Genomic DNA, 13,537 nt, shown 5'->3' with positions numbered 1-13,537 from the left:
ACACCCTCCATCAATAAAAACTTTTCGAAACCTTCAAGCGCTTTTGATCCTGATCGTTTAAGACAACCTGAACAAGTCCCAAAAACTCGCCTGTCGTACTGTACCCTCTGAATATGGTCCCCTCCAGAACGTCTTCCTCTTTCAAACCTAGGAAATTAAGCGGCAGATACAGTCCGTTCTTTAACTTTGTTTCAAACTCATAAGCGAAGGTCAGCATATCAAAATGCTGGAAAAGTTTATCTGCCGGTATCAGTTTTTCCAGGCAGCGGCTGTCCGATTTTTTCAGGCTCATGATATCCACAACACGTTTGTCGGAGAGTTTAAAAATACCGCACTCCGTGCGGGTAAGTTTCGTCATGCAGGCTCCGCAGCCGAGCTTTTGACCGATATCGTCAATCAGCGTTCGGATATACGTGCCCTTGGAGCATTTCACATCTATTTTAGCCCAATCCCGCCCCATATCCAAGATATGAATTTGATGAATATGTATAGGGATGGGATCTCTTTCTATCTCAATTCCTTTTCTGGCAAGGTGATACAGTTTCTTCCCGTTTACCTTCTTTGCCGAATACATGGGTGGCAGCTGTGTGCCTTCCCCTTCAAAGCTCCTGATCGCCTCCGCAAAAGCCTCCTCTGAAATGTTAGCTTCCTTTTTCTCTAATATCTCACCGGTGATATCATACGTATCCGTCCGGATCCCAAGGCGGAATTCCGCTTCATAGCGTTTGTCTCCAAGAGAGATATAGTCGGCAATCTTTGTGGCCTTTCCGACACAGATTGGAAGCACGCCAGTCGCCATCGGATCCAACGTGCCCGTATGTCCTACCCGCTTGATCTTTGTCGCGCGGCGAACAATATTCACACAGTCATGCGAGGTCATATCCTGTGCCTTATTTACAATTAAAATTCCTGTTTCGTTCATTATCGTTGCCCCCATAATTCCCTTGCTTAAGCATTAGAGAGTCGAAGCCCATATGCCCTGCACTTGTTAAATTCCCGCCTTTTTGGATTGCCGGTCTTGCAAGGCGTCAGCCTTGCTGCACCCTTACGCACCGAAAAGACGAATTGCTCGAAAGATTCCTGCGTGCAGGGCCGCAGAATTTCCACAGAGCTAATTTTTCGTAAGATAAGGAAAATGCGCAGGGAATACTGACGTATGCGCAAGCATTTTGACGCAGGATTGCGGAAAATTGGCCTGTGAAAACCATATGGGGTTCAACTCCCTAATGCTTATGCATTCAATCTGTCCAACTCTGTTTTCAGCTTTTGCAGAATACTTTGCTTCAGCTCTTCGATGGATCCGCCGCAGGTGAATCCGCTTGCGCGCATATGTCCGCCGCCGCCGAACGCCGCAGCCACTTTTGAGACGTCCACAAGCCGATCGGAGCGCAGAGATACCTTGATTTTCCCAGCCTCCAGTTCCGTCAGAAGCGCACCCGCCTCAACCCCTTTGATGCTTCTCGGAAGAGAGGACAGTCCGTCCAGATCATCCGAGGTCACCTGCATCTTTCTCACGGTATCATAATCAAGATATGTAACGGCAATTTTGCCGTCCGACACAATTTCCATTCGTTCCACGCAAAGAGCTGTCAACTGGTATTTTTTCAAAGTCTTTTCCAGCAGCAAGTGTTTGTTCAGTGTATAAAAGTCTGCACCGGCTTCCATAAGCGCTGCCGTTATCCTGTGTGTATCCGCAGTGGTGTTGGAAAACATAAAGCCTCCGGTATCGGTCGCCACTGCAGCATAAAGCGCGTCGGCGATCTTTGGCGTGATCGCAGCCTCCATCGCACAGAGAAGCTCATAGATGATCTCTCCGGTCGACGCACTTTTTTCCTCTACAATATTGATTTGCGCAAACGGTTCCTTTTCCCGGTGGTGATCAATGTTTATCGTATCTCCCTCAAAGGCGTCCGCAAACATTCCCAGCCGGCTTCTTTCGCCGCAGTCCACAGAAATTTTAAGATCGTACGCAGCTGCCTTTTCCGCTTCCATCAAATAATCGGAAGGAAAAAAGTGATACAGACCGGAAAGCGGCTTTTCCAAAAAGCAATCGGCCTGTTTCCCCATCCCGCGGAGGGCGCCGCGCAAAGCGAAAGCGGATCCCAGAGCATCGCCGTCCGGCATAACATGCGTAAAGACAGCGATGCGGGTTGCTTTCCCGATCTTGTCAATCACTTCTGAAAAATCATATCTGACCATCTCAATCCTGCCCTTTCGTCTTGTTGATCAAATCGATGATATGTGCTCCGTATTCGATCGAATCATCCAGCACGAAGGTAAACTGGGGGATTCCCCGCAGATTCAGCCGAGATCCTATCTCCCTTTTGATAAAGCCCTGGGCGGACTGCAGACCCGAAATCGCATTTTTCTTTTTTTCCTCATCACCGAAAACGCTGATATACGCCTTCGCAAACTTTAAATCCTTGGTGACCTCAACCTTAACCACCGAAACCATATCCGGTATCCGGGGATCTTTGACCTCCCGCAGGATATTGCTCAGTTCTCTTTTAAACTCTTCATTGATTTTCTGACTTCTGTAAGACGGCATTGATTTCACCTCAATCCTATGGTGCCCTAATCTTTCACTTCTTCATCGATATAGCATTCTACTACATCGCCCAGCTTGATATCGTTGAACCGTTCAAAACCCATACCGCATTCGTATCCGGAGGCGACCTCCTTGGCGTCGTCCTTAAACCGCTTTAAGGAATCCAGCTTGCCCTCAAACACGACGATACCATCACGGACAATACGGACATTGGAATTTCTCTGGATTTTCCCGTCTGTGACATAGGATCCTGCAATGGTGCCTACGCCGGAAATTTTAAAGGTATTGCGGACTTCCGCATGCCCAATGACTTTTTCGACGAACTTCGGTTCCAGCATTCCCTTCATAGCGGCTTCCATCTCCTCAATGGCCTGATAGATAATGCGGTACAGCCGGATATCCACATTGTCGCGCTGTGCCGCTATGGTAGCGCCGGCATCCGGACGGACGTTAAATCCGACAATGATTGCATTGGAGGCGTTGGCCAGCATAACATCCGATTCTGTCACAGCGCCTACGCCGCCATGAATGACATTCACACGGACCTCTTCGTTGGACAATTTCACCAGAGACTGGCGTACCGCCTCGACAGAACCCTGCACATCCGCCTTTACAATGATATTGAGAGCCTTCATCTCACCCTCGCTGATATGCTCAAACAGATTATCCAGGGTGATCTTCTGCTGCGCTTTGAAGCCCTCTTCCTTGATATCCTGTTTGCGGTTCTCCACAACCTGCCTTGCCTTCTTTTCATCGGTGATGGCGTGGAAGGTATCCCCGCCGGCGGGCACCTCGCCCAGTCCCTGAATTTCCACTGGCATAGAAGGTCCAGCCGATTTGATCCGCTGCCCTTTATCGTTGATCATTGCCCTTACCTTACCGACGGTTGTACCGGCGACAACGATATCGCCTATTTTCAGAGTTCCGCTCTGTACAAGCACCGTTGCCACCGGGCCGCGGCCTTTATCCAGTTTGGCCTCGATCACGGTACCGGTTGCCATTTTATCGGGATTTGCCCTCAAATCTTTCAGCTCTGCGACCAGCAGAACCATCTCCAGCAGGGTGTCAATATTTTCTTTTTTCAGCGCGGATACAGGAACACAGATGGTATCTCCGCCCCACTCTTCCGGAACCAGATCGTATTCGGTCAGCTCCTGCATGACCCGATCCTTGTTGGCGCCTTCCTTATCCATCTTATTGATTGCGACGATGATGCTAACCCCTGCTGCTTTGGCATGATTGATTGCCTCAATGGTCTGCGGCATGATACCGTCATCCGCTGCCACAACCAGAATCGCCACATCGGTAACTTGGGCTCCCCTTGCGCGCATTGCAGTGAACGCTTCATGTCCGGGAGTATCCAGGAAGGTGATATCCCTGTTATTAATCTTTACACGATAAGCGCCGATATGCTGGGTAATTCCGCCAGCCTCCGTCGAAGTGACGTTTGCGTTGCGGATCGCATCCAACAGGGAAGTTTTGCCGTGGTCAACATGCCCCATGACAACTACAACCGGAGGCCGGGGTTTCAAATCTTCCGGTTTATCATCCTCCTGCATAAACAATTCTTCCTCTAAGGTCAAAATAATTTCATGCTCGTATTTTACGCCCATCTCCTCCGCGATCAGTGCCGCGGTTTCAAAATCGATATCCTGGTTTACCGTAGCCATTACCCCCAGCTTCATCAGCTGTTTGATGAGCTCGGCCGGAGATTTTTTCATTCTGGAGGCTAGTTCGCCAACCGTGATCACATCCGGAATTTTTATCACAATTTCCTGCTTTGCCTCTTTTGCCTTGTTGCGCTTCGTCCTGTTTTTATTTTCGGACTTATCTATTTTTTTCTGCGGCGTTCCCTTTTTGATTTTCTGCTTCACATCATAGTTTCCATAGATATCGCCCACATTGGATATCGCCTCGATCTTCTCGTCGTCTATTTTATCCAGCTCCACAACCGTCTGGCGTGTATCCACATACCGAACCTTTTTCTCAATCGGCGCTTCGATCACTTTTTCCAGTTCTTCCTCATCCGCCTTGGTGATTTGAACCGTCTTTTCTTCCTTTTTCTTTTCCGGCTTCTTAAGTGCTTCCTGCGCCTTTACTTCCTCAAGCACAGCTTCGATGGATTCCGCCTGGAACTTCTGTGTGTAATGCTCCATCACCAGATCCAGTTCTTCCCCCTCCAGCGTACTCATATGGTTCTTTTGCTGAGCCACTCCGTATTCGTTGAGAAACGCAACAATCTCCTTGCTGTTGATATTTAGTTCTTTTGAAAGCTCATGTATTCTCTTTTTATTTGTCATGAAATGCACCCCCGTCAATGGTATAGTTTCGTATTCCGCTTGTAAAATGCTCATCCAGGATCGCCGCGCAGGCTGTTCCCTCTTTTCCGGCATAATTTCCCATAGCTGCTTTGTCGGAAAGCTCGATCAGAAATACCCCGTGTTTTTCGCAGAGAAAACGGATTTCCTTTTTCGTAGATTCCTCCGCATCCCTGGCCAGCAAGACACATTTCGCCTGCCTTTTTACAATAGCCGCCTGGGTTCCGAACACGCCGGCCTTTGCCTGCCGGGCCCGCAGCGCAAGCCCATACAGCTTCAATATTTTTTCTTCCTGCATTCTCCCTCCGTTCCGCCGCCGAAGGGCAGCATGCTTCTCTATATCTTAGTTGGAAGCCTTCCCTTCCAGCCTGGAGAGCTCCTCTCTCAGGTTTTGATATACGTTCTCATCCACCTTGCATTTGAAGGAGCGCTCTAAATTTTTTCGTTTGTATGCCGTTTCAAGGCAGTCCAATTTTTTGCAGATATAAGCGCCCCGTCCATTCTTTTTGCCGGTTGGATCGACAAATATCCCCTCTTCGCTTTTCACAATGCGGATAAGTTCTCTCTTGTGAAAGGAGTTTTGACATCCGACACATTTTCTCTGCGGCAGTTTCTTTGTGCTGCTCATTTCTCTATTCCTCTATCTGTGTATCGTCAACACTCTTGATATCGATCTTGTAACCGGTGAGTCTTGCCGCCAGCCGGGCATTCTGCCCCTCCTTGCCGATCGCGAGGGAAAGCTGGCTTGCGGGAACCGTCACACTGTAACTCTTCTCCGCAACATAGTCCACCTGAATGACTTTCGCAGGAGCAAGCGCCGCTGTTATGTACTCCTCCGGAACCTCGCTGTAATTGACGATATCGATTTTTTCGTTGTTCAGTTCATCCAGGATGGCTGACACCCGCATGCCCTTTGGCCCGATACAGGCGCCGATGGGATCCACGTTGGGATCGTTGGACCAGACGGAAATTTTGCTTCTGGACCCCGCCTCTCTGGAAATCCCCTTAATCTCAACAACACCGCTGGAAATCTCGGGAACTTCCGCTTCAAACAGCCGTTTTACCAATCCGGGATGCGTTCTTGAAATCACAATCTGCGGTCCCTTCCCGTCGTCCTTGACGTCCACAATATAAAACTTCATTGTGGAGTTGGGGCGGTAAACCTCGCCCGGTATCTGTTCGCTGGAGAGCAGGATGGTCTCCAGCCGTCCAATCTCCACCATAACGTTGGAAACACCGCTCCGCTCTACGCGCTGCACCAATCCGGAAATCAAATCACCTTTTTTCTCGGAATATTCATTGAAGATGATGTTGCGCTCGGCCTCGCGGATTCTCTGCACCACTACCTGCTTTGCCGTTTGAGCGGCAATCCGCCCGAAGGTTTTTGGCATCATATTCACTTCGCATGTATCTCCCAAAGAATATTTTGCACTGATTCTTTTTGCGTCCTCCAGACTGATTTCCGTAAAGGGATCTCCGACTTCCTCCACAACGGTCTTCTTTGCATAAATTCCCATCGCACCGGTTGTCCGGTCAACCACCGCTTCGCATTCCGCGTTGGTGCTGTATTCTTTTTTGAAGGCAGATAAAAGAGCGCTCTCGATCGCTTCAATCAGAATATCCTTGGAGATTCCTTTGTCTTTTTCCACCATGTCCAACGCTTCTAAAAACTCCGTATTCATTTTCCGGTATCCTCCTATTAAAATTCAAATGAAATTTTTACATCTGCAATGCTTTGTTTTTCGATATGGAGTTCCTTGTCCCCTGTTTTCAGCACAATTCCCTCCTTCAGGTTTCCTCCGGCCAGTATACCGCTTAACATCTTCTGACCATTCAGAGGACGGAACAGCTTGACATCGACTTTCTCTCCAACCGCCTCCTCAAAATGCCAGTCTCTTTTCAGATGCCGCTCCAAGCCCGGTGAGGAAACTTCCAGCGTATAGGCGTCCTCGATAAAATCCTGTTCATCCAGCCGGTCAGAAAGCGCGCGCGATACCGCTTCACAATCGTCAATTGCAATATAATCTCCCAGCTTGTCAATATAAATCCGCAGAACCTTCTTGGCACCCTCTTTGAGAAACTCTGTATCGTATACTCTAAGTCCCATGGGAGCCGCGATTTCATTCGCCAGCCGTTCCGCTTCCTCAGCAATTTTTATGGCCATAAAAACCTCCGTACGCTTTTTCTCTTAGTATTGCTCAAAACACCCTAAATAAACTTAAAAGAGTGGGAATGTTCCCACTCTTTTATCGTCATTCTATCAAAACCGTAATTATTATATCACGAATTCACGGCAATTGCAAGCATTTTATTGATATTGCAGGATTTTTTCTACCATTGCGGCCGCATTTTCATACTTCGCCCTGGTTTCCTCGTCATCTTTATCCTCAAAAGACTGCTGCCGCTGGCACAGGTATACATTGTCAAAATGGAATTCCTCACTGTTTAACAGCCGATTGGATGTCAAATCGATATAGCTGAACTCGCCCTGAGCCGTTTCGATTTCCCGGAAAGCGCCGCGCTGGATAAAGGTTTCGTAAGCAAAGCTGTCTATCAAATACAGAACGCTTCGCCCGGACATCAAATCAATATCCGCCTTCTGCAATGTGGCCATATTCAATAAATCCTCGCTTCCGTTAAAAAGCACGGTGTTTATTTGAATGATTTTTCCCCCGTCCCCGTTGGTATCCGTTATCACATCAGCAAAATCCTGGTTGATTTTTTCCGAAAGTGTCTCGTCAATATAACTGCTGCCGATATAGGTGATATAGACATCCGGATTGACCTGTGTAAGCTTCTCGCCTACAAACAGAGCTACGCACACGACAACTACAATCGCAATCCAGGTCTGCCATTTATAGAGATACCAATAATTTTCCCACGCGCGTTTGAATCGAACCTCAAAAGGTTCTTTTTCCCCCGTCGGTTTCGGAATTTGTTCACTCATTTTTACTCACCTTTATTCTTGATCGGCTTCATGGTGGGGAACAGTAGGACATCACGGATGGAATAGGAATCCGTCAAAAGCATGACCAGACGGTCAACACCGATTCCCAAACCTCCCGTCGGAGGCATCCCGTATTCCAGCGCCGTAACAAAATCCTCGTCGTACATGGTTTCCATATCGCCGTCTTCCTTCATTTCAATCTGGCGGATGAAGCGTTCTTTCTGGTCGATGGGATCGTTCAGCTCGGAGAACGCGTTCCCGTATTCTCTTCCCGTCACAAAGACCTCAAACCGCTCCGTGAACATCGGATCCTCCGGCTTGCGCTTTGCAAGGGGAGAAACCTCCACCGGATAGTCGGTGATAAAGGTAGGCTGAATCAGATTCTCTTCCACCTTTTCCTCAAACAGCAGGTTGATAATTTCCCCGCGGCTGGGTGTACCCTCCACCGCAACGCCGACCGATTTCGCCGCGTTCACGGCTTCCTCGTCTGTTTTAATCTCCTTGAAATCCAAGCCAGTATATTTCTCAACCGCGTCAACCATTGTCATTCTGTTAAATGGAGGGGTCAGATCAATCTCCTGGCCCTGATACAAGATTTTTGTCGTCCCGTTAACCGCCTTGCAGGCATTGGAGAAAATTCCCTCTGTGATGCGCATCATATCGTGGTAATCCGCATAAGCTTCATACAACTCTATCGTTGTAAATTCGGGGTTGTGTTTGATGGACATTCCCTCATTCCGGAAGATACGTCCAATCTCATATACCTTTTCCATACCGCCGACAATCAGCCGTTTTAAGTAAAGCTCTGTTTCCACCCGCAGATACATGGGAACATCCAGCGTATTGTGATATGTTTTAAACGGCCTTGCCTCCGCGCCTCCGCGCAGAATATGCAGAACCGGCGTGTCCACTTCCAAATATCCAAGAGAATCCATATACTCGCGGATTGACTTGATGATTTTGCTCCGTTTCAAAAAGGTTTCTTTGATCTCCGGATTCACGATCAAATCCACATAGCGGCGGCGGTATCTCAAGTCCGTGTTGGTCAGTCCATGAAATTTTTCCGGCAGAGGCAGCAAAGATTTGGAGAGAAGAACATATTCCGTAAGCTTCACGGAAATCTCCCCTGTCTTCGTCTTGAAAACCTCGCCCTTCACACCAACAATATCGCCGATATCCAGCTTTTTAAATGCAGCGTATGCATCGTCACCCAAAAGGTCTTTTTTTGCAAACAGCTGAATTTTCCCCGACTGATCCTGCAAGTCGCAGAACGAAACCTTTCCCATCCCCCGTTTCGACATCAGCCTTCCGGCGAGAGATACCACAGTCCCCTCTGTCTTTTCAAAGTGATCAATCACGTCCTTGGCGTCTGCTGTCTTCTCGTATTTGGTAACCTCAAAGGGATCCTTTCCATTCTCTTCCAGTTCTTTGAGCTTATCCATTCTAACCTTTATCAGTTCGCTTACGTCCTGAACCTGGTTGTTCTCTTGTTGGCTCATTGGTGTTCCTCCTATATTTCAATATCATTTTTTACTGTATCATCCTGCTCAGGGTGCCCATTGCAAAAATTCATCCTGTTAAGAAAAAAGGATAGATTCCTCCCACGGAAGAATCTATCCCACTGAAATCTAACCTTATTTTGCAATCGATAGTATTTTAAAGACTATGGTTCCTTGCGGAACTTCGATTTCGACAGTTTCCCCCGCTTTTCTGCCAAGCAGGCCCTGGCCAACCGGGGATTCATTTGAAATTCTTCCTACGGAAGGATCCGCCTCGGTCGATCCTACTATAGTATACTCTATTTCTTCATCAAATTCAACATCTAATAATTTAACTTTTGTGCCGACGCTGACAATATCCGTACCAACTTCGTCCTCGTCGATCACTTTGGCATTTTTAAGCATATTCGTGATTTTCACGATGCGTTCTTCCACCTGAGCCTGTTCATTTTTGGCCGCATCGTATTCCGAGTTCTCGGAAAGATCGCCGAAAGCAAGCGCCTGTTTTATTTTTTCGGCCACTTCAAGGCGTTTCTCCCCTTTTAGGTATTCCAACTCTTTTTCCAGTTTTTCCAATCCTTCATATGTTAAAATAATTTCTTTTTCCACGTTTCTCTCTCCCTTTTTGCCATCCTTTCCCCGTTTTTTGTTCTTCTTATTCCGTCTGTCCGGGAAGGGACTTTCCTTTCTAACAAAATAAAATGCTTTTGCTTTGCAAAAGCCGCCTGAAAAGCGTTTCAACCCCGCCAGGCAACGGATGTCTGACCTCTGCCTGCCGCACAGCCGGAACCCGTCCGCAGAGACAGAAAACAGGTTGAATGAGGTTATATACTATGGTATTATAGTCACAATGCACCCGCTTGTCAAGTGTTTTTTTCCATTCAGCTCCTGGTCCTGCGGAAGAATGCTTTGTACCGGATAAGAAAGCGCCTCAATTGTTCCAGGCAAACCCTTTTAAAGGGTATTCCTTTTCCATCATTTCACACAGCTCTACATGCCTGCAGTTAAATTTGCTAATGTCCGCCGGCAGTCCCAGATGATAGTCGTTAAGAACCGGAATTTTCGCCTTGAGAGGCCGATCGCTGATATTGAATATGAACTTCACGTCTTTTCCATAAGACTCCAGCAATCCGTCTGTGAACAGAAGCATATCACAATCCGCATCCTCTAGCTTTTCCTTAAAAACGGTATTAATACCGAATTCATCATAAAATTCATCTGCAATCTCCTGCTTTTCCGGCGTCTCTTTCCCCTGAAACACGAGAAATTGAAAATATTCCTGATTCGCCTTCAATATCTCCTTAAGCTCCGGGTCAATATGATTTCCAGCCAAGGCAAGACGCAGCTTTCCTTTTTTGAAGCCATACAATTTAAACACACGCAGCATGGATTCCCGCAGCTTTGAAATCATCACCTTGTGTCCATCCACAAGATGATAATCCATCACAAAATCCTGTGCGTATTTTTTCTTTATATCCTTTTCAAAAAGAATATCTTTTATTCCGTGTTTGTTTAAAAATTTTTTTGCTTTTTGAACCGTTTTCTCATAATTGCAGTTTGAGACAGGAAGAATAAGATTCAGCAGTACAGCATCGTCCTGCTGTATGATTTTTCTTTTGATCGGAACATATCCGAAAAAGGAAAGAAACCTTGCTGTTTTTCCCATATCCGCACTTGAAATAATCGCTTTCATAATCCTCACCACATTTCTGAAAGATTGCTAGGTATGATTGTTAATTCATCATATGCATGGGGTTTGTTTTTATGAGTTTTATTTGCAATCATGCTTATGATTTGTTATAATAAGATAAAATATTTTTGCAAGCATATCACTCTCGCGATTCGGAGATTTCTTCTGTCCGCTTGTCCTGAAATTGGTTTCCCGCTTCTGAAAATAACCGTGCTTAAACCAACTGAAAATGAAATTTCAAAACCATATCATAATCTTCAGAATAAAAATGGAAAGGAATTCTATGGGTAAGATAAAGAAACGTATTCGCTCTCTATTTATAAATAGACCTGTCGCTTATCACTTGGCGAAAAAACTGCTCTTTCTGAGTGTTTTCATGGTCTCCATGCTGTATATTGCCTCATCCCAAGAACAGGTAAAGCTGCCGATTCTGCTGTATCATAACATTGCTCCTTCGTATCCGGCGGAGAGCGAACAGCTTCATATCACACCCGAGTGCTTCCAGGAACATATGACTGCCCTGAAAACCAGCGGCTTCACCCCAATCTCCTTTCAGGAATATTATGATTACCGTGTAAGCGGTGCTTCTTTGCCGGACAAACCGATTATTATTTCCTTTGACGACGGCTATATTACCAACTACGAGTATGCTTATCCGATTTTAAAAGAATTGAATATGAAAGCTACCTTTTTTGCGGTGACAAAATCGTCTTTCTATCCAACCGCCTTTCCCATTCCCCATTATGACTGGGCAATGGCAAATGAGATGCAGAGTTCCGGCTTGATTGACATCGAAAGCCATTCCTATACCCATCCCAAGCATACGGATTTGACGCTGGAAAAAATCGAGCAGGAGGCTCGGCTGTCCTACTATGACATCCAAACGTTTTTGCATAAAGAACCCCTGGTCTATTCCTATCCCAACGGTGCGTTTTCAGAGCAAACCAAACAGATCGTGCGAAAAGCCGGCTACAAAATGCAGGTTAAGGTGGGGAATGACGGCGTTAATACCAACGATACCCCGCTGGACGAATTGGTCCGCATCAATATCGGCGGACTCACAACATCGCAGCAGCTGATTCAAATGCTGGAAAACTATCTGAAACCATAAAAAGTGAGGGGTGCAGCATATGAATAATGAATTCTATGTTGTCGATTATTACATTTCCAAAAGCATCGATAATGCCGCCCTGTCTATCCTCACATCCGGGCACCAGATTTGCGAGCCAAAATGGTTATGGGGACCTGGAATCCGGGATATGTATCTTCTCCATTATGTGAAAACGGGAAGAGGGATTTATCAGGTGAACGGCAAAACCTATTCTTTAAAAGCAGGTGACGTTTTCATCATCTATCCCAACACACTGGTCAGTTATCTGGCCGATATGGAAGACCCGTGGGAATATTACTGGGTGGGCTTTAAGGGCAGTATGGTGAAAAGCCTTTTTTTCAATACCGACTTCTCACCGGAGAATCCCTGTCTGACCTTTTCAGAGGATCTTTCCCCTTATATCCAGCAAATTCTGCAGTGCAAGGGGCAGGAATCTTATAACCAGGCGGAAATGACCGGTCATCTGTATATCCTGTTTTCCAAGATGATGCGGGAAAATAAGCCCAAGGGCAAATCCAAGGATTACCGCAAAGAATATATTTTTAAAGTACACGAGTTTATCACACAGAATTATTCCAACAATATAACCGTTCATGATCTGGCGAATTACGTTGGCTTGAGCAGGAGCCACCTGCACCGTATTTTTGTGGAAGAAACGGATGATTCGCCCATGCAGTATCTTACCAAGTTCCGCATTGAACAGAGCCTGAACCTGCTGAAATCTACAGACATGAGCATTGCATACATTGCCAGTTCGGTTGGTTTTTGCGATCAGCTTTACTTTTCCCGGGTATTCTCCAAACAGATGGGAATGTCCCCCTCCAAATACCGCAAAGAGCTGCAAAGTAAAAACGAATAAAAATTCTTCATATCTACAAAAGCCATGGAAATCTTGCTTTTCGTTATATAATAAAAGGACTAGATGTAACAAATATTAATGTTACCTAGTCCTTTTTTCTTCTTTTATATACTCAAAAATATCTTTTACATCACAGTTTAATGCTTCGCACAAAGCTTCAATCTGAGCGATTTCTATTCTTTTTGAATTTTCATGGTATAAACTAGAAATGGTGTTTTGACGGATACCAGTTAAATCTGATAGTTGCTTCATATTAAGTTTATTTTTCCCCATCAACTCGGAAATTTTTATTCTTATTGGCATGACAATCCCTCCGTTATCGGAATTATATCATTAAAAAATAAATATGGCAATTCAAAACGCGAAATATATCCCCTATAGTTATTTTATATCTTTACAAGTTATTATTTTTGATGTATAATAACTCCAGAGGTTATTGAAGGAGGTGACTAACTATTAAAAGTCAAGACATTTTTAAAAAAATTAAGTAATTGAAAAATAGGCGCACTTAAACAAGCCCTATGTTTCAAGGACTAAAAAAATATTAGATAAAGATTATCTCAAA

The 13,537-nt window shown here is 45.8% G+C and carries 15 protein-coding genes; 2 read left to right on the top strand and 13 right to left on the bottom strand.

The window, feature by feature from the left end:
- Positions 1 to 10: 10 nt before the first annotated feature.
- From truB to KQI32_RS09990, 12 genes are all read right to left on the bottom strand, one after another.
- Positions 11 to 922 carry a tRNA pseudouridine(55) synthase TruB gene (gene truB / locus KQI32_RS10045; RefSeq protein ID WP_216424883.1) on the bottom strand — a complete coding sequence of 304 codons (912 nt, stop codon included), beginning with the start codon at positions 920 to 922 and terminating at the stop codon, positions 11 to 13.
- Between the two features lie 308 nt (positions 923 to 1,230).
- Positions 1,231 to 2,199 carry a bifunctional oligoribonuclease/PAP phosphatase NrnA gene (locus KQI32_RS10040; protein WP_177690294.1) on the bottom strand — a complete coding sequence of 323 codons (969 nt, stop codon included), beginning with the start codon at positions 2,197 to 2,199 and terminating at the stop codon, positions 1,231 to 1,233.
- 1 nt (position 2,200) lies between these two features.
- Entirely contained in the window at positions 2,201 to 2,548 is a 348-nt protein-coding gene (gene rbfA, locus KQI32_RS10035) for a 30S ribosome-binding factor RbfA (protein WP_177690292.1), read from the bottom strand.
- Positions 2,549 to 2,574: 26 nt separating this feature from the next.
- Positions 2,575 to 4,848 (bottom strand): translation initiation factor IF-2, encoded by a 2,274-nt coding sequence (gene infB / locus KQI32_RS10030; RefSeq protein ID WP_216424882.1) that lies wholly within the window; start codon positions 4,846 to 4,848, stop codon positions 2,575 to 2,577.
- Positions 4,838 to 5,164: a ribosomal L7Ae/L30e/S12e/Gadd45 family protein gene (locus KQI32_RS10025; RefSeq protein ID WP_216424881.1), complete on the bottom strand. Its 327-nt coding sequence runs from the start codon at positions 5,162 to 5,164 to the stop codon at positions 4,838 to 4,840. Before KQI32_RS10025 ends, infB begins: the two co-directional genes overlap by 11 nt.
- A gap of 45 nt (positions 5,165 to 5,209) precedes the next feature.
- A complete protein-coding gene (gene rnpM / locus KQI32_RS10020) occupies positions 5,210 to 5,494 on the bottom strand; it encodes an RNase P modulator RnpM (protein ID WP_177690286.1) in 285 nt (94 codons plus the stop codon).
- A 4-nt stretch (positions 5,495 to 5,498) separates the two neighbouring features.
- Entirely contained in the window at positions 5,499 to 6,548 is a 1,050-nt protein-coding gene (nusA, locus tag KQI32_RS10015; protein ID WP_177690284.1) for a transcription termination factor NusA, read from the bottom strand.
- Between the two features lie 17 nt (positions 6,549 to 6,565).
- Entirely contained in the window at positions 6,566 to 7,030 is a 465-nt protein-coding gene (rimP, locus tag KQI32_RS10010; RefSeq protein WP_177690281.1) for a ribosome maturation factor RimP, read from the bottom strand.
- A gap of 144 nt (positions 7,031 to 7,174) precedes the next feature.
- Positions 7,175 to 7,813 (bottom strand): hypothetical protein, encoded by a 639-nt coding sequence (locus KQI32_RS10005; RefSeq protein ID WP_216424880.1) that lies wholly within the window; start codon positions 7,811 to 7,813, stop codon positions 7,175 to 7,177.
- Between the two features lie 2 nt (positions 7,814 to 7,815).
- On the bottom strand, positions 7,816 to 9,312 hold the full coding sequence (lysS, locus tag KQI32_RS10000) for a lysine--tRNA ligase (RefSeq protein WP_177690277.1): 1,497 nt from the start codon (positions 9,310 to 9,312) through the stop codon (positions 7,816 to 7,818).
- A gap of 135 nt (positions 9,313 to 9,447) precedes the next feature.
- Complete coding sequence (gene greA / locus KQI32_RS09995; RefSeq protein WP_177690275.1) at positions 9,448 to 9,921, bottom strand: transcription elongation factor GreA; 474 nt, start codon at positions 9,919 to 9,921, stop codon at positions 9,448 to 9,450.
- A 322-nt stretch (positions 9,922 to 10,243) separates the two neighbouring features.
- Positions 10,244 to 11,005, bottom strand: a complete 762-nt coding sequence (locus KQI32_RS09990; protein WP_177690272.1) for a hypothetical protein — start codon at positions 11,003 to 11,005, stop codon at positions 10,244 to 10,246.
- Positions 11,006 to 11,285: 280 nt separating this feature from the next.
- Here KQI32_RS09990 and KQI32_RS09985 point away from each other — a divergent pair, with 280 nt between their 5' ends.
- Together KQI32_RS09985 and KQI32_RS09980 are read left to right on the top strand one after the other, a co-directional pair.
- Positions 11,286 to 12,113, top strand: coding sequence for a polysaccharide deacetylase family protein (locus KQI32_RS09985; RefSeq protein WP_216424879.1), 828 nt, complete (start codon positions 11,286 to 11,288; stop codon positions 12,111 to 12,113).
- 19 nt (positions 12,114 to 12,132) lie between these two features.
- Complete coding sequence (locus tag KQI32_RS09980) at positions 12,133 to 12,972, top strand: AraC family transcriptional regulator (protein ID WP_177690268.1); 840 nt, start codon at positions 12,133 to 12,135, stop codon at positions 12,970 to 12,972.
- Between the two features lie 81 nt (positions 12,973 to 13,053).
- Here KQI32_RS09980 and KQI32_RS09975 read toward each other — a convergent pair whose 3' ends face one another.
- A complete protein-coding gene (locus tag KQI32_RS09975) occupies positions 13,054 to 13,275 on the bottom strand; it encodes a helix-turn-helix transcriptional regulator (protein WP_177690266.1) in 222 nt (73 codons plus the stop codon).
- Between the last annotated feature and the right edge of the window lie 262 nt (positions 13,276 to 13,537).

The organism is Acetivibrio sp. MSJd-27 (assembly GCF_018918095.1).
In the GTDB taxonomy this organism is placed as follows: domain Bacteria; phylum Bacillota; class Clostridia; order UMGS1840; family HGM11507; genus HGM11507.
Note: the sequence above shows the minus strand (reverse complement) of the source record. Positions and strands in the feature narration are given on the sequence as shown.

Coding starts and splice junctions, on each gene's coding strand:
- KQI32_RS09985 (WP_216424879.1), top strand. CDS start 11,286: ATGGGTAAGATAAAGAAACGTATTCGCTCTCTATTTATAAATAGACCT.
- rbfA (WP_177690292.1), bottom strand. CDS start 2,548: ATGCCGTCTTACAGAAGTCAGAAAATCAATGAAGAGTTTAAAAGAGAA.
- truB (WP_216424883.1), bottom strand. CDS start 922: ATGAACGAAACAGGAATTTTAATTGTAAATAAGGCACAGGATATGACC.
- lysS (WP_177690277.1), bottom strand. CDS start 9,312: ATGAGCCAACAAGAGAACAACCAGGTTCAGGACGTAAGCGAACTGATA.
- nusA (WP_177690284.1), bottom strand. CDS start 6,548: ATGAATACGGAGTTTTTAGAAGCGTTGGACATGGTGGAAAAAGACAAA.
- KQI32_RS09975 (WP_177690266.1), bottom strand. CDS start 13,275: ATGCCAATAAGAATAAAAATTTCCGAGTTGATGGGGAAAAATAAACTT.
- KQI32_RS09980 (WP_177690268.1), top strand. CDS start 12,133: ATGAATAATGAATTCTATGTTGTCGATTATTACATTTCCAAAAGCATC.
- KQI32_RS10040 (WP_177690294.1), bottom strand. CDS start 2,199: ATGGTCAGATATGATTTTTCAGAAGTGATTGACAAGATCGGGAAAGCA.
- KQI32_RS10025 (WP_216424881.1), bottom strand. CDS start 5,164: ATGCAGGAAGAAAAAATATTGAAGCTGTATGGGCTTGCGCTGCGGGCC.
- infB (WP_216424882.1), bottom strand. CDS start 4,848: ATGACAAATAAAAAGAGAATACATGAGCTTTCAAAAGAACTAAATATC.
- rnpM (WP_177690286.1), bottom strand. CDS start 5,494: ATGAGCAGCACAAAGAAACTGCCGCAGAGAAAATGTGTCGGATGTCAA.
- rimP (WP_177690281.1), bottom strand. CDS start 7,030: ATGGCCATAAAAATTGCTGAGGAAGCGGAACGGCTGGCGAATGAAATC.
- KQI32_RS09990 (WP_177690272.1), bottom strand. CDS start 11,005: ATGAAAGCGATTATTTCAAGTGCGGATATGGGAAAAACAGCAAGGTTT.
- KQI32_RS10005 (WP_216424880.1), bottom strand. CDS start 7,813: ATGAGTGAACAAATTCCGAAACCGACGGGGGAAAAAGAACCTTTTGAG.